This window comes from Streptomyces tuirus (assembly GCF_014701095.1).
GTDB lineage: Bacteria > Actinomycetota > Actinomycetes > Streptomycetales > Streptomycetaceae > Streptomyces > Streptomyces tuirus.
This window is the reverse complement of sequence record NZ_AP023439.1, coordinates 5,926,567-5,946,967: the sequence shown is the minus strand read 5'-3', so window position 1 is coordinate 5,946,967 and position 20,401 is coordinate 5,926,567. Positions and strand designations below refer to the sequence as shown.

Genomic DNA, 20,401 nt, shown 5'->3' with positions numbered 1-20,401 from the left:
CCTAACAAGCGGCACACGTGGGTACAAGGCGATGTGTCATGGAACGCAGCCGCCTCATTCAGGCGGCCGTGGCTCTCACGGCTGCCGCCGGTCTGGTCCTCGCCGGGTGCGGTGACACCGATCCGTCCGGCGGCGAGGAGCGGGCCGGCCTCCGTGTGCTCGCGACGGACGTGCCGCAGATCCAGACCCTCAAGAAGCTCACCAAGAAGCACTTCACGGCGGAGACCGGCATCTCCGTCGACTACACGCTGCTGCCGGAGAACGAGGCGCGGGAGAAGATGAACCGCGAGTTCGCCACCCAGGCCGGCACCTACGACGTGGCGAGCGTCAGCGCCTACGAGGTGCCGATCTACGCGGACAACGGCTGGCTCGCCCCGCTGGACTCCTATGTGAAGGCCGACGAGGACTTCGACCAGGACGACGTCTTCCCGAACCTGGCGTCCTCGCTGACCGGGGAGGACGGCAAGCTCTACGCCGAACCCTTCTACGGCGAGGGCTCCTTCCTGATGTACCGCAAGGACCTGTTCCGCAAGGGCGGGCTGACCATGCCGCCGGACCCGACCTGGGAGCAGGTCGCCGACCTCGCCTCGCGGGTCGACGGCTCCGAGGGCGCGAGCGGCATCTGCCTGCGCGGCCTGCCCGGCTGGGGCCAGAACCTCGCCCCCATCAACACGGTCGTCAACACCTTCGGCGGCGCCTGGTACGACATGGACTGGAACGCCCGCCTGACCTCACCGGAGTTCAAGAAGGCCGTCGGGTTCTACGTCGACCTGCTCCGCACCCACGGCCAGCCCGGCGCCGAACGGATGGGCGTGCTGGAGATCCTGGACCGTTTCGTCGAGGGCAAGTGCGCCATGATGTACGACGCCACGTCGCTGGCCTCGTCGATCGAGGCCGACGGTTCCTCGGTCAAGGGCAAGGTGGGCTACGTCCCCGCCCCGCACGACAGGACCGCCAAGGCCGGCTGGCTGTGGACCTGGGCCTGGGGCGTCCAGCAGGCCTCCGGGAACAAGGACTCCGCCTGGGAGTTCATCTCCTGGGCCTCCTCCAAGGAGTTCCAGGAGCTGGTCGGCCAGGAGGTGGGCTGGACCTCGGCGCCCGCCGGGAACCGCATGTCGCTCTACGAGAAGCCCGAGTACCAGCAGGCTGCCGGTGCCTGGTACCGGCAGGAGTTCACGGCGGCGACGGACTCCGCCGACCCGAGGAACCCGGGCGTGGGCCCCCGCCCCTACCAGGGCATCGGCTTCCTCGGCATCCCGGAGTTCGCCGTGCTGGGTACGGCGGTCTCCCAGCAGATCGCCGCGGCCATCGCCGGGCAGCAGTCGGTGGACGCGGCCCTGGACAAGTCCCAGGACCTGGCCCAGGCCGCGGCGGCGAAGTACCGGGGCGGGTGACCGGCGGATCCTGGGTCCTGCCCGGGGAGTCCGCGAACGGCCCGGAGAGTAAGGGAACGGCGCGGGCCGCGCCCCCGGTCACCCGGGAACGCGGCCCTCGAACTGCCGTGAACTGCCCTGCCGGTCCGCTTACTTGCGGATCAGGCTGCGCAGCACGTACTGCATGATGCCGCCGTTGCGGTAGTAGTCCGCCTCGCCGGGGGTGTCGATGCGGACGACCGCGTCGAACTCGACGCCGGTGTCGGTGGTGACCTTCACCGTGCGGGGGGTGGTGCCGTTGTTGAGCTCCTCGACGCCGGTGAAGTCGAAGGTCTCCTCACCGGTGAGGCCGAGGGACGCGGCCGACTGGCCCTCCGGGAACTGGAGCGGGAGCACGCCCATGCCGATGAGGTTCGAGCGGTGGATGCGCTCGTAGGACTCGGCGATGACGGCCTTGACGCCGAGGAGCGCGGTGCCCTTGGCGGCCCAGTCCCGGGACGAGCCGGAGCCGTACTCCTTGCCGGCCAGGACGACCAGCGGGGTGCCGGCGGCCTGGTAGTTCTGCGAGGCGTCGTAGATGAACGACACCGGCGCGTCGGCCTGGGTGAAGTCGCGGGTGTAGCCGCCCTCGGTGCCCGGCGCGATCTGGTTGCGCAGGCGGATGTTGGCGAACGTGCCGCGGATCATGACCTCGTGGTTGCCTCGGCGCGAGCCGTAGCTGTTGAAGTCACGACGCTCCACACCGTGCTCGGTGAGGTACTTGCCGGCCGGGGTGTCGGCCTTGATGGCGCCGGCGGGCGAGATGTGGTCCGTCGTCACCGAGTCGCCCAGCTTGGCGAGCACCCGGGCGCCGGAGATGTTCTCGACCGGGGCCGGCTCGTGGGCCATGCCCTCGAAGTACGGGGGCTTGCGGACGTAGGTGGACTCGGCGTCCCACTCGAAGGTGTTGCCGGTCGGGATCGGCAGCGCCTGCCACTGGGCGTCGCCCGCGAAGACGTCGCTGTAGGACTTGGAGAACATGTCCTCGCCGATGGCGTTGGCGACGACGTCGTTCACCTCGGCCTCGGAGGGCCAGATGTCCTTCAGGAAGACCGGGTTGCCGTCCTGGTCGGCGCCCAGGGCGTCCCGGGTGATGTCGACCTTCATGGAGCCGGCGAGCGCGTAGGCCACGACCAGCGGCGGGGACGCCAGGTAGTTCATCTTGACGTCGGGGTTGATACGGCCCTCGAAGTTCCGGTTGCCGGAGAGGACCGAGGTGACCGCGAGGTCGTGGTCGTTGACGGCCTTGGAGACCTCCTCCGGCAGCGGGCCGGAGTTGCCGATGCAGGTGGTGCAGCCGTAGCCGACGAGGTTGAAGCCGACCTTGTCGAGGTAGGGGGTCAGGCCCGCCTTCTCGAAGTAGTCGGTGACGACCTTGGAGCCCGGGGCGAGGGTGGTCTTGACCCACGGCTTGCGGGTCAGGCCCCTCTCCACCGCCTTCTTGGCCACCAGGGCGGCGGCGACCATGACGTACGGGTTAGAGGTGTTGGTGCAGGAGGTGATGGCCGCGACCGTCACCGCGCCGTGGTCGATCTCGTACGACGTGCCGTCGGGGGCGGTCACGGTGACCGGGTTGGACGGGGCGCCGTTCGGGGTGATGGCCGGGGCGTCGGAGGCCGGGAAGGACTCCTGGCCGGCCTCGTCCACGGTGTCGACGTAGTTGAGGACGTCCGTCTTGAACTGCTCGGCGGCGTTGGCGAGGACGATGCGGTCCTGCGGGCGCTTCGGGCCGGCGATCGACGGGACGACCGTCGCCAGGTCCAGCTCCAGCTTCTCGGAGAAGTCCGGCTCGGCGGCCGGGTCCAGCCAGAGGCCCTGCTCCTTGGCGTACGCCTCGACCAGCGCGAGCTGCTGCTCGCTGCGGCCGGTGAGCCGCATGTAGTTGATCGTTTCGTCGTCGATCGGGAAGATCGCGGCGGTGGAGCCGAACTCCGGCGACATGTTGCCGATGGTGGCGCGGTTGGCCAGGGAGGTGGCGGCGACGCCCTCGCCGTAGAACTCGACGAACTTGCCGACGACGCCGTGCTTGCGCAGCATCTCGGTGATCGTGAGGACGAGGTCGGTGGCGGTGGTGCCGGGCTGCAGCTCGCCGGTCAGCTTGAAGCCGACGACGCGCGGGATCAGCATGGAGACCGGCTGGCCGAGCATGGCGGCCTCGGCCTCGATGCCGCCGACGCCCCAGCCGAGCACGCCGAGGCCGTTGACCATGGTGGTGTGCGAGTCGGTGCCGACGAGGGTGTCGGGGTACGCCTGGCCGCCTCGGACCATGACCGTACGCGCCAGGTGCTCGATGTTCACCTGGTGGACGATGCCGGTGCCCGGGGGTACGACCTTGAACTCGTCGAACGCGGTCTGGCCCCAGCGCAGGAACTGGTAGCGCTCCTTGTTGCGGCCGTACTCCAGCTCGACGTTCTGCGCGAAGGCGTCGCGGGTGCCGAACTTGTCGGCGATGACGGAGTGGTCGATGACCAGCTCGGCCGGGGCCAGCGGGTTGATCTTCGCAGGGTCGCCGCCCAGCTCCTTCACGGCCTCACGCATGGTCGCGAGGTCCACGACACAGGGGACGCCGGTGAAGTCCTGCATGATCACGCGGGCCGGCGTGAACTGGATCTCCTGGCTGGGCTGGGCCTGCGAGTCCCATCCACCGAGGGCACGGATGTGGTCGGCGGTGATGTTCGCGCCGTCCTCCGTGCGGAGCAGGTTCTCCAGCAGGACCTTGAGGCTGTAGGGCAGGCGAGCCGAGCCCTCCACCTTGTCCAGCCGGAAGATCTCGTACGACTCGTCGCCCACCTGCAGCGTGCTGCGGGCGTCGAAGCTGTTCGCCGACACGACAGTCTCCTTCATTGATGTGCGCGTACCACCACGATCCTGCCGCCACGGCATCTTGGCCGATCCGCTAAGGTAAGGCTAAGTTAGGTAACCCTTACCGGGGTGGCGGCTGGAGTGCTCTCTCGGCAGATATCTCGATGTCGAGATAACTCTAGTACACGAGCGCCGGATGGTCATGCCCCGGCGTCCACCGTGCGGTCATGTGCGCCTCTTTCCCGGGTATCCGAACCGGGTACCCACGCACGACATCCACGCCATACGAAGGGGAGACAGGCATGCCGCTCACGTTCCGCAAGAGTTTCCGGATCCTTCCGGGGGTGCGCCTGAACATCAACAAGCGCTCCTGGTCCATCACCACCGGCGGCGGAAAGAACGGCCCGCGTTACACCCGCAGCAGCACCGGACGTCGTACGACATCGATGGATCTGCCCGGACCTTTCGGATGGCGGCGCACCACCAAGGCGCGTCGACGCTGAGGCCGCCGGGCGGGATTGACAGCCCGTCACCCGTTCGGACCCCCCCGGTCGGGTGACATCTCATATCTGAGATAACCTCAAGCCCATGGCAGACGACTACCTCGTACGCATCGGCAAGCTCATCCGTGACGCCCGGCAGCACCGGGGCTGGACTCAGTCGCAGCTGGCGGAGGCGCTCGGCACCAGCCAGAGCGCCGTCAACCGGATCGAGCGCGGCAACCAGAACATCAGCCTTGAGATGATCGCTCGCATCGGGGAGGCCCTCGACAGCGAGATCGTGTCCCTCGGCTACGCCGGTCCGATGCATCTGCGCGTGGTCGGCGGGCGCCGGCTGTCCGGTGCCATCGACGTGAAGACGAGCAAGAACGCGTGCGTGGCGCTGCTGTGCGCCTCACTGCTCAACGAGGGGCGCACGGTGCTGCGCCGCGTCGCCCGCATCGAGGAGGTGTACCGCCTCCTGGAGGTGCTGGGCTCCATCGGTGTGCGCACCCGGTGGATCAACGACGGTGTCGACCTGGAGATCGTGCCGTCGGCCGAGCTGGACCTGGCGGCGATCGACGCGGACGCGGCCCGCCGCACCCGCTCCATCATCATGTTCCTCGGCCCGCTGCTGCACCGCATGGACTCGTTCAAGCTGCCGTACGCCGGCGGCTGCGACCTCGGTACGCGCACCGTCGAGCCGCACATGATCGCGCTGCGCCGGTTCGGTCTGGACATCGCCGCCACCGAGGGCCAGTACCACGCCCAGGTGGACCGCGCGGTCAGCCCCGACCGCCCGATCGTCCTCACCGAGCGCGGCGACACGGTGACCGAGAACGCGCTGCTCGCGGCCGCCCGGCACGACGGCATCACCGTCATCCGCAACGCCTCGTCCAACTACATGGTCCAGGACCTCTGCTTCTTCCTGGAGGCGCTCGGCGTCAAGGTCGACGGCATCGGCACCACCACCCTGACCGTGCACGGCGTGCCGACCATCGACGTCGACGTGGACTACTCCCCCTCCGAGGACCCGGTCGAGGCGATGAGCCTGGTCGCGGCGGCCGTGGTCACCGAGTCGGAGCTGACGGTGCGCCGGGTGCCGATCGAGTTCCTGGAGATCGAGCTGGCGGTCCTGGAGGAGATGGGCCTCGACCACGACCGCACGCCGGAGTACTTCGCCGACAACGGCCGTACGCGCCTGGTGGACCTCACCGTCCGCCCCTCCAAGCTGGAGGCGCCGATCGACAAGATCCACCCCATGCCGTTCCCCGGCCTGAACATCGACAACGTCCCGTTCTTCGCGGCCATCGCGGCGGTCGCCCAGGGCAAGACCCTCATCCACGACTGGGTCTACGACAACCGCGCGATCTACCTCACGGACCTGAACCGCCTCGGCGGCCGCCTCCAGCTCCTGGACCCCCACCGCGTCCTGGTCGAGGGCCCGACGCGCTGGCGCGCCGCCGAGATGATGTGCCCGCCGGCGCTGCGCCCTGCGGTGGTCGTCCTCCTCGCGATGATGGCGGCCGAGGGCACGTCGGTGCTGCGCAACGTGTACGTCATCAACCGGGGTTACGAGGACCTGGCGGAGCGGCTGAACTCGGTGGGGGCGCAGATCGAGACGTTCCGGGACATCTGAAGGCTCTGGGAAAGCCGCGCGAAACCCCTCCTGACCTGCACAGATGCGGGGCAGGGGGGACTCGCAGTTGCCCCTGGGACTTCTGGGACATGCACGTCACGCGTTCGTTCATCGAGAACGGTTCTCACCAGGGGCCAGGTGATACGGCCGCACGCCAGCGTGAGTAAGCCGAGGCTCCGAGCGCCTCGCCGAAGACCCCGAGCGTTACGTCCGGCCGGAGCAGCGTGGTCTCCGCACCCCTGCGGCCGGAATCCAGCGGTGGGTCCGCAGCACGGTGCTGGTAACGCCCACGTCCTTCTTCACGGGGCCGGAAGGATCTCGGCCCACTGTGACGACAAGGGCGAAGAAGGTGCCAGGGACGACTTCCCGCTATCCGAGAGCGTCGCGGTGGACATCGGTGTCGGTCGCCGCCAGCACCGCGACCCGAGTCCGGGTGGGATCGAGCACGGCCGTGCCTGGCGGAGAGCCGACGGGACTTGAGCTAGAATTGGGACTCACACAGCTCCGGTGATCTTGAAGGCGGCCCAGAACAGCGGGTTGTCCATGACCTGTTGATCCAGATGGCTTCGCCAGTCCGGAAGCACCGAGTGAATGGCCGACTCGGCGGAGAGCAACGGCCCTCCCTGAGAGGGCACTTCCCACTGACGTGTACGGAGGTACCGAGTGGTGTCAGTGAAAGCGGTCTGAGGGTTCACGCCTGCGCCGAGATAGGCATGGAGTACAGCAGAGAAGACGACGCCTTGCAGATCTGTGATCTCCCAGAGTGTGGAAACGACCGCCTTCGCTCCGCGAGCCAGGAACGCGGACTCGAGACTGCGCAAGGTCTGCACGGTACGACCGATTCCTTCGTGCGTGCCTGTCCTGCAAGCATTCAGGATGACCAGGTCGACGCTGCTGAAGGCGCCTTCGGCGAGGATTCTGCTCGTGGTCAAAGTGGCTGCTCCGAGCGAATCGCCTTGCAGCACGACTCCGGCAGCCCAGCGGTTGAGATGCGTCAGGCCGTGCGATGCCACATGGACGATCCGCGCCCTGGTCATCGCTTCCAGAGCACGGCCGGGGGTCGCCTCGTCCTGCGCGAGGACCTCGGCATGGTCGTAGAGGTCGGCGATCAAGTCAGCCTCGCAGAGCGGCCCGCCGATCGACTCAAAGCCGGGCACCCCCTCACCGCTGTGTGCCACCACGAGGACCTCGACTGCGGCCGGCTGTCGCCGGGAGCTCCTGATGGCCGACGCCAGCCGGGCCGTGGGAGCGTAAGCGACATGATCAAAAACGTCGCTCAGAGTCACAGCTCGCGGGGCACGAAGGGGAACGGCATGGAGTGGCAGTAGCTCCAGTGGAGCCGTGGGACTGAGTATCAATCGACGAAGATCATCGTCCTCGTTCATGTCGATGATTGCTTCCACCATTTCACTGCAGCCGGCGAGGGCCTGTTCCAGGAAGTGATGCCACATTCGCCCGGGAGCATCCTGCGGTAGCTTTGCCCATTCACTTACGACCTCAGGAAAGCGTCCGAGGGAAATCTCCTCACACGAGACAAGATCGACGTGTGCGCGGCCTGCACGACTCCTGCATGCGGCGAGCTGAATCGTCCCGTACCGGTTGATCAGATGCACGAAAGCCGTCTGCTCGCCCAGCAGGGGTATTTCGGGTTCACTCCTGTGACCCTTTTTCGTCTCCCCTCGGCCCGCGGTTGCCCGGAGGAGTTCCAGAGTGCGCTGGCGCTCTTCGACAGCGGCCTTCAGGTCCACGTTCATCCCAGATGCGTCTCCTCCGTCAAGCAGGTGCGACGCTTGGAGTGCACGTGCACCGGCGAGGCGGCGCGCGGCGGACATGAAGTGTCGGTACTCAGTGGCGTCGGAGACCAAGACAAGTTCGTCCTGGATATCCTCACCTTTTGCGTTCTCGCAGCTCCAGAAGGCCGACTCGGCGACCTGATGGAGACCTTCGCCGGCCATCTTCTGCTTGATGCTCTGCGTCTCGTCACCAACCAGCCGACGGAGCGCCGTGATGGCGGCTTCCTTGCACTGAGCGCGCAACTCCTCCGGCAGGGGGAGCCAGATGCTGCCCACAGGCCTGAGCTCACCGTCGTCCACAAGCCGGACGACGGTGAGGCGGGCATATCCGACGGTCGCAAGATGCAGTAGTTCCCAGGCATGTTCCACCCAGGCCAGCGAATAGGTGTACGGAGCGCGCATCGGAGGGCCCGGGTCGCCGGGAGGCGTGGGAAACACCAACCAGATCCTGATGCCATCACCGTAGTCCACGATTCCGAAGCCGCACCGCGCACTCGGATCCATCAACGCTTGCATGGCGGCCAGGTGAGTGTCCGTCTCAGCGGTGGCCAGCCAGACCGGGTGGGGGCCTACCTGTGTGTGAAAGAACCGGGTTCCGCAAGTGACGATTTCTTCGACCATCCAGTCGGGTACCGAGGCGCCGAGTTCGCCTGCATTCGATTCCCACAAGAGAGCATCGTCCACCAGCATTGGGGACTTATACATTTCCCTACCTGCCACGAGACACTCATCTGCATACCGATCGTCCCCCACCTCGGGTTCCATCAATGCGAGCTCGTACGCTGTCAGGTGGGAAGCGAACTCGCCCATCTGGGTTTCCCACACCTCAAGATCCTCACGCAGCCCTGCGAGGAATTCCTCCGAAGGGTTCCTGATGCGTTCTACCGCGCTCTCCAGATGCATGCGGTGCTGCAGGCGCCTCGCGACCTCCACGAGGTCAGGTCTGCCAGTCAGTGCCGGTCTGGCTCGCAGGACGTCCTCGTCCCCGGTGATCTTGATCCAGCCGCCGGAGACAAGGGTCTGCAAGCACGTACTCGCCCTGCCGGTGGCCGATGCGTGAAGGAGGTCCGGCGGCAACGAGGCGTAAGGATCTGCGGCATTGCGGAGGACGACTTCCAGGTCCTGGGCAGGGAGGCACCACACGCTCGTCAGTTCCTCACGCACCCTCTCCCTGGATCGAGTCGAGAGTCGGCGTCCAGCCCACAACTCGATGAGCAGCACATGGAAGCCGGCGACGTCCCACCACCGTTGCCACGGGACGCCTTCGCTGCGAACCGAGCGCAGAACAGGCATGACGAGGTCTTCGGCAACCACGGGGCCGGGTGCTCTGGAATCGACGAGGGAGGTCGATCGAAGATGGTCGCTGATGTCCTGCGGAGAGCTGCCCTTGATGTCCTCCACAGCGATGCGGGCCAACAGGGCGGCGAGCGCCAGCGGCTCGTCCGTAACCCATGAGGGGAACATGTCGTATCGGCGCCGGTCGGGCCCGAGTTCGCGACAAACCCGAGCCGCAAGGCCGTCGACCCACGCGGTACGCATCCTGAACAAGTTGTCCCGCATCAGTCGCCCCCCAGTTTCCCAACCATGCACAAGTGCCACGGCAGTATGTCTGTGGCGCCCACAAGTTGCCGCGACACTGGGGGTACTTCAGGCCACCAGCGGCTGCAAGAGCCCTGACCGAGCCATCCGGAAGGACATACGGCGATGCCGCACGCGCCCACAACAGTCGCCCAGGTAGTGATCGTTCTTCTGTTGGTGCTTCCCGGCGTGACCTACCAGTTCGTCCGCGAACGCGCCCATGGCCTGGCCCCGGGGCACAGGGACCTGGGAGAACGCGTGCTCCGAGCGGTGACGGCGGGCATCGCTCTCGACACCGTCTACGTCTTACTCGCAGGCCCTTGGTTGGTGCACCTGGTGTACGACCGTCGTAACGGCTGGCTGGCGGGCGCGGCAGAGACTCCGCGGGTCGCGGCCGTGGCAGCGGCAACCCTGTTGATAGCGGTTCCGGCTCTGGCCGCGTGGTTCGCGTCCTGGCTGCGCTCGCGCGGCAGCGGGTCGGCCTATGACCCGACGCCCACGGCGTGGGACTGGATCTTCCAGCGCCGGGGCCACTGCCTGGTGCGGGCGCGGCTGAAGAGCGGCCGCTGGATCGGCGGGTACTACGGCGAGGACTCCTACACGTCGAGCTACCCGGAAGCCGCGGACCTGTATCTGCAGACCGCTTGGGCTCTGTCCGCCACCGGACTGTTCGAACGCCCGCTGGAGCATTCCGGCGGGATCTATATTCGGATGGACGATGTGGAGTATCTCGACTTCATCGAAGTACCTCCCGTGAGCGCGGACGGAGACGCGACCAGTGACCGAAACTCGACCGCGGTTGGACCCCAACGGGAAGAGGGGCTACCGGCCCGTCGGCAGACGGCCGGAGCCGACCCAGGCTCCGCCCACACCTCCTCCGACCACTGAGCCGGACACCGGTGCCTCCGACGAAGGATGACGCGGAAGGCACGCGCCGCACGGCGCCGCCCGTTGTTGCCTGCACGGAGTGGTCTAACGTGCCGATGAACACCTGCCCCGGCAGCCAGTCCCGATTGTGAGGACCCACGTGCACATCGCGCCCCTCAGCCCCGACGACCCTGCCGAGCTGGGCGGATACGAGCTGCTCGGGCGGATCGGGCAGGGCGGCATGGGCCAGGTGTATCTGGGGGAGTCGCCGGGCGGTGAGCCGGCCGCCGTGAAGGTGATCAAGCCGTCCGTCGTGGACTCCGAGACCCGTCTGAGGTTCGCCCAGGAGGTGGAGATCCTCAAGACGGTGTGGGGCGCCCGGATCGCCGCCCTCCTGGACGCCGACCCGGAGGCGGACCCGCCGTGGCTGGCGACCGAGTACGTCGAAGGGCTGGACCTCAGCAGGCACGTGGCCAGTCACGGACCGCTGGACGCCCTGCTCACCGCCTCTCTGGGCGCGACGCTCGCGGAGGCGCTGGCGACGGTGCACAAGCAAGGGCTGCTGCACCGCGACCTCAAGCCCGCCAACGTGCTCCTCGGCCCCAACGGACCGAAGGTGATCGACTTCGGCCTCGCGGTGTTCGCGGAGTCCAGCGTGTCCCTGACCGCTGCCAACACGGTCGTCGGCACGCCCTCCTGCATGCCGCCCGAGCAGGCGAACGGCGAGAAGCCGCTGACTCCTGCGGTCGACGTGTACGCGCTGGGTGCCGTGCTGCTGTTCGCCTGCTCGGGCCATGCTCCCTACCGGGCCGACAACATCCATCTCCTGTTCCACCAGGTCGTCGATCCCGCGACCGCTCCGGACCTCTCGGGGGCACCGGAGGAACTCGCACCGCTGCTGACGGCGATGCTGGCCCACCGTCCGGAGGACCGGCCCGCGCTCGACGATGTCGTACGGCGGTGCCGGGTGCTCATCGAGGCACAGGGACTGAAGGTCGCCCAGGCGCGGCGCAGGCTCACGAACTACACGGCCGCTCCAGCTCATGTCCTCGACGACCTGCTCGCCGTGAGCCGCCCGGCCACGGAGGAGTCGGCCCGAGCGCGAGCTACGTCGGACGGCCCGGTCGACGCTCCACCCCCTCGGCAGGAACCGGGCATGGCAGCGCCTGGGCCGGCCCGGCAGGAGCCGAGCGGGTTCCGGCCCAGCCGCCGGGATCCCGAGGTGCTCCCGTCCACACCGCCGGGGCCGTCGGCCCAGGTGCCGCCACCCATGGATCCGCGACTGCTCTTCGCCCGTGTCGACACCCCCGCGCCTCTACCGGCCGACGGCGCGCCCGCCTCCCCGTCAGCAGGGCAGCCGCCGGCGGACAGAACGGCGGAGCGGGACAGCGCGCGGCCCTCGGTACGCCCGGCGGGCCGGGGCACCCTGGGCGGTGATGACAGCAGCGTCCGACGGCGTTCCCTGCGGCATTCCGCCCAGGCCCGGATCACCGCTCAGCGGTTGCGTGAGGCATACGCGGCCAGTACTCCCTTCTGACCCGTACGCCCCTGCGACCCGCGATAATGGGCGGGCCCTGATGGGGGGCCTGACCATGTACGACCGAACCGCCTCAGGAGGCCACGGGTGACCGCCGTCCAGACAAGTGCGGAGCAGAGCGGCGTCACCACGGGCCAGGATCAGTATCCGGCCGGCGCCCAGGTGGTCGTGCGGGACGAGGAGTGGCTGGTCAGGAGCTCGATGCCGACGGAGGACGACGGTACCCGGATCGAGGTCGTCGGGGTGTCGGAGTTCGTCCGTGACCAGGAGGCCGTGTTCTTCTCCGGCCTGGACCGCATCGAGCTGCTCGACCCTCGTGAGACGACGCTCGTCATGGACGACTCCCCGAACTACCGGCGCTCCCGGCTGTTCCTGGAGGCGGTCCTGCGACGCACCGCGCTCCCCCAGTCGGAGCGTCGGCTCGCCCTGGCCGACTCGTTCCTGATGGACTCGCTGCCGTACCAGCGGCGGCCCGCCGAGCTGGCCCTGTCCGGCGCCAACCTCCGCCCGCGGCTGCTGATCGCGGACGTGGTGGGCCTCGGCAAGACCCTGGAGATCGGTCTGACGCTGGCCGAGCTGATCCGTCGCGGTAGGGGCGAGCGCATCCTGGTCGTCACCCCGCAGCATGTGCTGGAGCAGTTCCAGCACGAGCTGTGGACGCGGTTCGCGATCCCGCTGGTGCGGCTGGACTCGGTCGGCATCGAGCGGATCCAGCGGGAGATCCCGGCCGGCCGCAACCCCTTCACCTCGTTCAAGCGGGTCATCGTCTCCATCGACACCCTGAAGAACACCGCCCAGTACCAGCACCATCTGGAGCAGATCCGCTGGGACGCGGTCGTCATCGACGAGTCGCACAACCTGATCAACCGCGGCTCCCTGCGCAACCAGCTCGCACGCACCCTCGCCCCCCGCACCGACGCCCTCATCCTCGCGTCCGCGACCCCGCACAACGGCGACGCGAAGTCGTTCGCTGAGCTGATCGGCCTGCTGGACCCGGTGGCGATCAGGGACCCGGAGAACTACCGCGCGGCCGACATCGAGCACCTCTTCATCCGCCGGACGAAGATCAGCCCTGAGGTGCGGGAGCAGATGAAGGGCCAGTGGGCGGACCGCGGCCCCTCCCACTCCGTGCACTGCCCGGCCACCCCTGCCGAGGAGAAAATCTTCGAGGAGCTGGCGGCCGTCTGGCTGCCCGGTGAGGGCGGCACCTCGGTGAGTTCGGTGCCCCTCTTCCCGTACACGCTGCTGAAGTCGTTCCTGTCCTCCCACGCGGCGCTGCGGGCCACGGTCTCCGCGCGCATCAAGACCCTGGAGAAGAAGGACGACCCGCAGGGCACCGCCGCCGAACTGGTTGCCCTCCAGCGGCTGTCGGAACTGGCCGCCGACCTGACCGAGGCGGACTCGGCGAAGTTCGCCGCGCTCGTGCGTCAGCTTCGCGAGGAGATCGGTGTCGGGCCCGGCTCCGACGAACGGGTCGTGGTGTTCTCCGAGCGCGTGCAGACCCTGGAGTGGCTGGCCGAAGTACTGCCCGCTGCACTGGGCTTCAAGGGCCGGGCCGCCCGGGACTGCGTCCGGATCATGCACGGCGGTCTCTCCGACGAGCAGCAGATGGCGTGTGTCGAGGAGTTCGGCCTGGCCGACACGCCCGTACGGGTCCTGGTGACCGGTGATGTGGCCTCCGAGGGCGTCAACCTGCACCGCCAGTGTCACCAGTTGGTGCACTACGACGTGCCGTGGTCGCTGATCCGGATCGAGCAGCGCAACGGCCGTATCGACCGCTACGGGCAGGCCAGGCCCCCGGAGTTCCGCGCGCTGATCCTGACCAGCGAGGTCGAGGGCGCCAAGGACGACACGGTGGTCGCCGAGCGGCTGCTGGAACGTGAGGACCAGGCCCACCGTTCCCTGGGAACGGCGGAGGCGGTGACCGGTCTGTACCGGGCGGAGGCGGAGGAGAAGTCCCTCATCCAGGACCTGCTGCGCGGCCGGACCGTTGACGAGTCCCTGGACGCCCGCCGCTCCGGCGCGGACGGCGAGGATGCGGGGCTGGACGACTTCCTGGCGGACTTCTTCGGCCCGGTCGGTGAAGAAGCGGCACCGGCGGAACCCACGGAGAGCGGCGGCTCCGCTGCCGCTCCCGGTACGGAGGCGTCAGGCGGCCGGGCCGCCGCGAGCCCCGTGCTCCCCCGTCTCTTCGACTCGACCGCGCAGTTCCTGGACGACGCGCTGCGCGAGGTGTACCCGGACGCCCGCGAGCTGCTGGACCTGGAGCGCGACCAGCAGTCGGGGCTGCTCTCGTTCCGTCCCCCGACGGAACTCGTCCATCGTCTCAAGGCGCTCCCGAGCGACTACCTGCGCGAGCAGCGGCTGCGCGAGCGCATGCTCGTGACGTTCAACCGCCGCCTCGCCGAACACTCCCTCCAGCGCGCCCGGGAGTCGTCCACGTCGAGCTGGCCGGAGATCTCCCTCCTCACGGACCTGCACCCGGTCGTCGAGTGGCTCACCGACAAGGTCCTCGTCGGGATGGGCCGCCAGGAGGCCCCCATGATCACGGCGAACGTGGCGGAGCCCATCTATCTCGTCCAGGGCGTGTACTCGAACAAGCTGGGCAGGCCCACGGTCGTGAAGTGGATGGGGGTGACTCGCCAGGGCGCGATCGACGACACCATGGTGTCACTGCTGCACCGCTGCGGGGTCGGCCCCAGTATGGCCAACAAGGGCCACTACCGCGACAGTAAGCAGCTACGCGAGGCCCTGCCCAACGTACTGCGCTGGGCAGAGGAATTCCTCGCCGAGCGCCGCGACGCCTGGGAGGCGCCACTGCGCGAGCCCATCGCGGAGTACAAGCGCAAGCTCGCCACCTGGCATCAGCCAACTCTTGATGAGGGACGCGACAGGCAACGCTTGGCCGACCTCGCCGACTCCTTGCTGACGACAGGCCGACCACTGCTGCGGGTACTCGCGGTGTTGGTGCCGGACCCGGACCACAAGGACAATGACGGCCCGCCGCTCGTCCACCTCGGACCCCCGCCGCTGTCGCCGCCCGCCGTGTGGTGGCCCCGCCCCGCCGCGACCCGCTGAGAGAAGCTGCCATGACGTACGACTCCCTCGTCAACCGCGGCGACTACTTCTCGGCCCACTATCTGGCCGAGGTACTGCCGAAGGACCTCAAGTCGGGCCTGTTGCAGGTATGGAAGGACCGCGAGGAGGCGGCGAAACTGCCCGCCGGAGGTGTTGCCGCCGCCATGGAGGCCGACGCGCTCGATGCGTCGGCGCCCGGCGCCGACGAGCTGCCGGTCACCCCCCGCGCGGGGTTGCGGGCGTTGCGCCGCGACTACTTCCGAGCCCGGTCCTTCTTCGCAGTCCCCAAGGACAAGGACGGCATCCCCGTGGCCCGGGAGAGTGACGAGGAGAAGGCGACTTACGGCGACTCGGAATGGCGGGAGCGGGTACGGGCGCTCAACGCCGAGGTGTTGCGCGCCCTCGGTTACGACGCCAAGCCGCGCACGCTCACCGTGGTGCGCGCCGGGCAGACCCATGAGATCCCGGTCGCCCACGCCGAGAAGGGCCTGGTCGCGGTGGACTGCGGCTGGGCTGCCGAACCGGATGCCGCCCTCGACAAGAACGGCCGGGGCCGGCTGCTGGAGCCTGTGCCCCTCGACGGTCTTCCTTCGCTGGCGACCGGCGACAAGCTGGCAAGGTTCTTGTTCGCCTGCGAGGAACCTCCCCGGTACGTGCTGCTGCTGTGCGGCGGGGTGGTCGTCCTCGCCGACCGGGTGGTGTGGGGCGAGGGCCGCTCCCTCGGCGTCTCCCTGGACACCGCTCTCCAGCGCAACGACACCAGGGTGGGCGGCGAACTCGACACGGTGGCCGCGCTGTTCGGCGCGGACTCGCTGCGCACACCGGAGGAGGGCGGCGAGAACCCGCTCGCCGAACTCGTCGGCAAGTCCGCGAAGCACGCGGTGGGGGTCTCCAGCGAGTTGCGCGACGGCCTACGCAAGAGCGTCGAACTCATCGCGAACGAAGTACTGGAACGGCTCCGCGAGCAGGGCCTGCACCCCGAGGACATCGGCGAACTCTCTGAACTGGGCCGCCAGTTGACGCGCGAGTCGCTGCGCTACCTCTACCGGATCCTGTTCCTCCTCTACGCCGAGGCCCGCCCCGAGCTGGGCATCCTGCCGGCCGACTACCCCGAATACCAGCAGGGGTACGGCCTCGGCCGCCTCGCCGAACTGATCGCCGACCGGGAGCCCATCAGCGACACCGCCCGCAAGGGCTTCTACCTCTACGAGTCCCTGGACCTGCTCTTCGGCAAGGTCCAGGACGGCTACCGCCCCCGCCGCACCCACGGCGTGGAGGCGACGGTCGACGGCATCGACGCCAAGACCAGCGAGGACGTCGGCCTGCGCTTCGAGCCGCTGAAGAGCAAGCTGTTCGAGCGGGATGCCATCCGGCTGATCGGCAACGTCAGTCTCCCCGACCCGCGCTTCGACTCCGACGAAGCCCTGGCCCGGGGCGAGTCCGTGCGCTACCTCGACACCCGGCTGCGCAACGCCACGCTCCACCAGGTGCTGCACAGCCTGATGATCACCCGGGGAAAGCGGGGCGAACGCGGCGGCTTCATCTCGTACGCCCAGCTCGGCATCAACCAGCTCGGCGCGGTGTACGAGGGCCTCATGTCGTACAGCGGCTTCATCGCGGGCGAGGAGCTGTACGAGGTCGCCAAGGGCGGCGACCGGAAGGACGGCTCCTGGCTGGTCCCCAAGTCGAAGATCGGCGAGTACGACGACTCGGTGTTCGTACGTCGCCGGGACAGGCACACGGGCGAGGACCTCCGGGTGCGGTACCCCCCGGGCTCCTTCGTGTACCGCCTCTCCGGCCGCGACCGGCAGACCTCCGCCTCGTACTACACGCCGGAGTCGCTGACGAAGGTCACCGTGCAGCTGGCGCTCCAGCAGCTGCTCACCGAGGAGACCGAGGCGAAGGAGCTGCTGAACTGGCGGATCTGCGAGCCGGCGCTCGGCTCGGGCGCGTTCCTCAACGAGGCGATCAACCAGGTCTCGGCGGAGTATCTGCGGCGCAGGCAGAGCGAATTGGGCCGGTCGATCGACACCGAGCAGTACGCCGTCGAGCTCCAGAAGGCCAAGGCATACATCGCCCTGCACAACTCCTTTGGCGTCGACCTCAACGAGACGGCCGTCGAGCTGGCCGAAGTGTCGCTGTGGCTCAACACGATGCACCCCGGTATGGAAGCGCCCTGGTTCGGCCTGCACCTGCGGCGCGGCAACTCGCTGATCGGTGGACGGCGGGAGGTGTACGGCCCCGATCGCTTGAAGAAGGGCGGCTGGCTGGGGACGACTCCGGAGCGTTTCGCGTTGGCGGACGCGGTGGGGGGTGCAGCGCTGCCGGAGGGTTCGGTGCACCACTTCCTCCTTCCGGCGAAGGAATGGGGTGCGGTAGCCGCCGAGAAGGAGGCGAAGGCGCTCGCTCCGGAGGCAGCCAAGGCACTGGGTGCGTGGCGGAAGGCGATCGCCAAGTCACCGACGGCCAAGGAGACGGCCAGGCTTCAGGGGCTGGCCCGGCGGGCCGAGTACCTGTGGGGGCTGGTCGTACGGCGGTTGGAGCTGTCGGAGCGGGACATCTCACGGCGCATCGGGGTGTGGGGCGCGGAGGACGACTGGCTGCGGCGACCGGAAGTCGCGGTGCAGCGGGACGAGGTGCTGGCCGACCTCCAGGCCGAGGACACGCCGTATTGGCGGCTGAAGACACTGATGGACGCGTGGTGCGCGCTGTGGTTCTGGCCGGTGCAGAGTGCGGCGCTGCTGGACGGTACGGATGAGCGGTACGCGCGGGCCGAGGCGTTGGCGGAGCGGGCGGCGGAGTTCGAGGCGGCCGGGGTATCGGCTGCGGCCGGTGAGGAGGACTCCGGGGTTCTGATGGCCTGGGAGGCGGACGCGCTTCCGGGTTTCTCGGCTGAGCCCCAGCAGATGACACTGACGCGGGATTCGGTGTCGCGCCGCCGCACCGGGCGCCGCGCGGAGCAGGTCAAGGGGCAGCGCCGGGAGGTCATTCCGCTGGCGGGGCTGGATGACTGGCTCGACTTCGCCGAGGCGTTGCTGGGCACGCAGGATGTGCCGAGTGAGTCGCTGGTGTCGGCGTTCGAGACGCTGAACGACCTGTCGGTGTATGAGGACGAGCTGCCCGAGTGGATGGGCATGGAGCGGTTCCAGGGGCTGGAGAACCGGTTCCTGTGGGCGGCCACGGCGAGGGATGTGGCTAAGGCTCAGGGGTTCTTCCACTGGGAGTTGGAGTTCGCGCAGGTGTTTGCGCGGGGTGGGTTTGACTTGCAGGTGGGGAATCCGCCTTGGGTTCGGCCGCAGTGGCAAGAAGACCTGGTTCTAGCGGAGCTGGAGCCTTGGTTCATGCTGGCGGACAAGCCGAGCGTGGAGGAATGGCGCCTCCGCAAAGATGAGCTGCTGGCCACGCGTGCGGGGAGTCGAGATTTCATCCTCAGCGAGCTGGCCCCTCATGCTGGGGCCGTCGCAACGCTAGGCAGTCCGACTGTGTATCCGCTCCTAGTCGGCACCCGAGGCGATCTTTACCGAGCCTTCATGGCTCAGGTTTGGCAGCACCTTGCGCCTTGCGGCAGAGCGGGCATGATTCACCCGGACACGCACTTCGGCGGTGTACGCGAGGGCGCCATCCGTGCAGCCGCCTACCGGCACCTCCGCATCCACGCACATTTTGTGAACTCATACAGATGGGCTTTCGACGACCTGAATTGGTCTCAGGAATTCGGAGTTCACATTTACGGCACGCCACAGGAACCCGACTTTCTGCATGTCAGTGAATTGCGTGACGCCGACGTTCTACCCGATTCACTGATCCATGATGGACAAGGCGCGGCACCCGGCATCAAGCATAACGGGTCATGGGACATTCGCCCGCATCGCGAACGCGTGGTGCATGTAAATACAGCGTTGTTGACCAGTTGGCAGGCCATAACTGGATCAGCAGGTGGGACTGCGCAGACTCCCTTGCTATACCCGGTCCTAGTTGGTGAGCAAGGCGCGATTGAGGCGCTCGCCGCGTATCACAGGAATCTGGCCGATTACCATCCGATGATCTCTAGCGGATACAACGAGACCACGGACAAAAAGCACGGGCTGATCCGCTGGGTTAACCAGGGGGTACCTGACCTCGCGGATGTCATCCTCCAAGGACCGCACTTCGCATCGGCTCTCCCCTTTGCGAAGGAGCCGCGGGTCCCCTGTCGGAGCAATAGGGACTGGGACTTGCTCGTACCTACGGAGCTGCCCGAAGCGTTCGTCCCGGTGACTAACCTTGTGAGGGCTACTGACGAAACAACGTACCTCGCGGCACAGGAATCGTGGCGCGGAAAACCCTCCTCGTCGTATTACCGGTTGGCTTGGCGGAGAATGATCCCCTTCGACAGCAGCCGTTGCCTGCACGCCGCCCTCATCCCGCCTGGACCCTCCCACGTGCACGCCGTGCAGTCGATAGCTCTGGCAGACAATCGCCTGACCGCGCTCAACGCGGGCTTTTGGGCGTCATTGCCACTCGACTACCTGTTGCGCATCACCGGGCGCGCCGATCTCACTCCTGCCAACGCAAGGCAGATGCCCGCAGTAGACCCAGTCCACCCCCTTGTCCCCGCCCTTCTCCTCCGCACCCTCCGCCTGAACGCCCTCACCGTTCACTATGGCCCCCTCTGGACCGAGCTGTTCGACCCTCGCTGGGCTGGCTACGAGGACTGGGCCAATCCTTACTGGCCCCACCTGAAGCCCCTCGCCGCCGGCCTCAAGTCGACCTGGGAGTACAACACCCCACTGCGTACCGAACACGAGCGCCGAGCCGCCCTCGTCGAACTCGACGCCCTCGTCGCCGTCTGGCTCGGCATCACCGCCGACCAGCTCGCCGCGATCTTCAAGTCGCGCTACCCACAGCTGTACGCCTACGAGTCGGCGACCTACTTCGACGCCAACGGCCGCAAGATCGCGGGCGACTTCAACACGTACGGCCACGGCCAGACCAAACAGGACTACCTCGATCTCCTCGCCCACCTGGAGGACCCGGAGCGCACCCCTCCCCCGGAGGGCTACCAGGCCCCCTTCTATAAGGCCGACCGAGAGGCCGAGATGCGGGCCGCGCACGCCCACTTCCAGGCTCGGCTGGACGCGGAGATCGCCGCCGGGCGCTGGACACCGCCCGTCCGAGAAGCCGTACAGGCGTAGTCGCCGGGCCCTGCCGGACACAGCTCTGCCCCTGGCGCCTTG

At 67.9% G+C, this 20,401-nt stretch carries 9 protein-coding genes; 7 read left to right on the top strand and 2 right to left on the bottom strand.

Annotated elements, in window-relative coordinates; translation table 11 throughout:
* Nucleotides 1-38: 38 nt before the first annotated feature.
* Nucleotides 39-1,394, top strand: coding sequence for an ABC transporter substrate-binding protein (locus IGS69_RS27095; protein WP_190903094.1), 1,356 nt, complete (start codon nt 39-41; stop codon nt 1,392-1,394).
* Nucleotides 1,395-1,523: 129 nt separating this feature from the next.
* Here IGS69_RS27095 and acnA read toward each other — a convergent pair whose 3' ends face one another.
* Complete coding sequence (acnA, locus tag IGS69_RS27090) at nt 1,524-4,241, bottom strand: aconitate hydratase AcnA (RefSeq protein ID WP_269783183.1); 2,718 nt, start codon at nt 4,239-4,241, stop codon at nt 1,524-1,526.
* A 275-nt stretch (nt 4,242-4,516) separates the two neighbouring features.
* Between acnA and IGS69_RS27085 the strand changes: the two genes are divergently transcribed.
* Together IGS69_RS27085 and IGS69_RS27080 are read left to right on the top strand one after the other, a co-directional pair.
* Complete coding sequence (locus IGS69_RS27085; protein WP_190903092.1) at nt 4,517-4,717, top strand: DUF4236 domain-containing protein; 201 nt, start codon at nt 4,517-4,519, stop codon at nt 4,715-4,717.
* An 85-nt stretch (nt 4,718-4,802) separates the two neighbouring features.
* The gene (locus tag IGS69_RS27080) at nt 4,803-6,332 is read left to right on the top strand and encodes a helix-turn-helix domain-containing protein (protein ID WP_190903091.1); all 1,530 of its coding nucleotides are present in this window, start codon (nt 4,803-4,805) and stop codon (nt 6,330-6,332) included.
* Between the two features lie 494 nt (nt 6,333-6,826).
* Here IGS69_RS27080 and IGS69_RS27075 read toward each other — a convergent pair whose 3' ends face one another.
* Complete coding sequence (locus tag IGS69_RS27075) at nt 6,827-9,664, bottom strand: CHAT domain-containing protein (RefSeq protein ID WP_190903090.1); 2,838 nt, start codon at nt 9,662-9,664, stop codon at nt 6,827-6,829.
* 165 nt (nt 9,665-9,829) lie between these two features.
* Here IGS69_RS27075 and IGS69_RS27070 point away from each other — a divergent pair, with 165 nt between their 5' ends.
* From IGS69_RS27070 to IGS69_RS27055, 4 genes are all read left to right on the top strand, one after another.
* Nucleotides 9,830-10,591, top strand: a complete 762-nt coding sequence (locus IGS69_RS27070; RefSeq protein WP_190903089.1) for a DUF6338 family protein — start codon at nt 9,830-9,832, stop codon at nt 10,589-10,591.
* A gap of 139 nt (nt 10,592-10,730) precedes the next feature.
* A complete protein-coding gene (locus IGS69_RS27065) occupies nt 10,731-12,107 on the top strand; it encodes a serine/threonine-protein kinase (RefSeq protein WP_190903088.1) in 1,377 nt (458 codons plus the stop codon).
* 87 nt (nt 12,108-12,194) lie between these two features.
* Nucleotides 12,195-15,185, top strand: a complete 2,991-nt coding sequence (locus tag IGS69_RS27060; protein ID WP_190903087.1) for a DEAD/DEAH box helicase — start codon at nt 12,195-12,197, stop codon at nt 15,183-15,185.
* Nucleotides 15,186-15,196: 11 nt separating this feature from the next.
* A complete protein-coding gene (locus IGS69_RS27055) occupies nt 15,197-20,359 on the top strand; it encodes an Eco57I restriction-modification methylase domain-containing protein (protein ID WP_190903086.1) in 5,163 nt (1,720 codons plus the stop codon).
* The last annotated feature ends 42 nt before the right edge of the window (nt 20,360-20,401 follow it).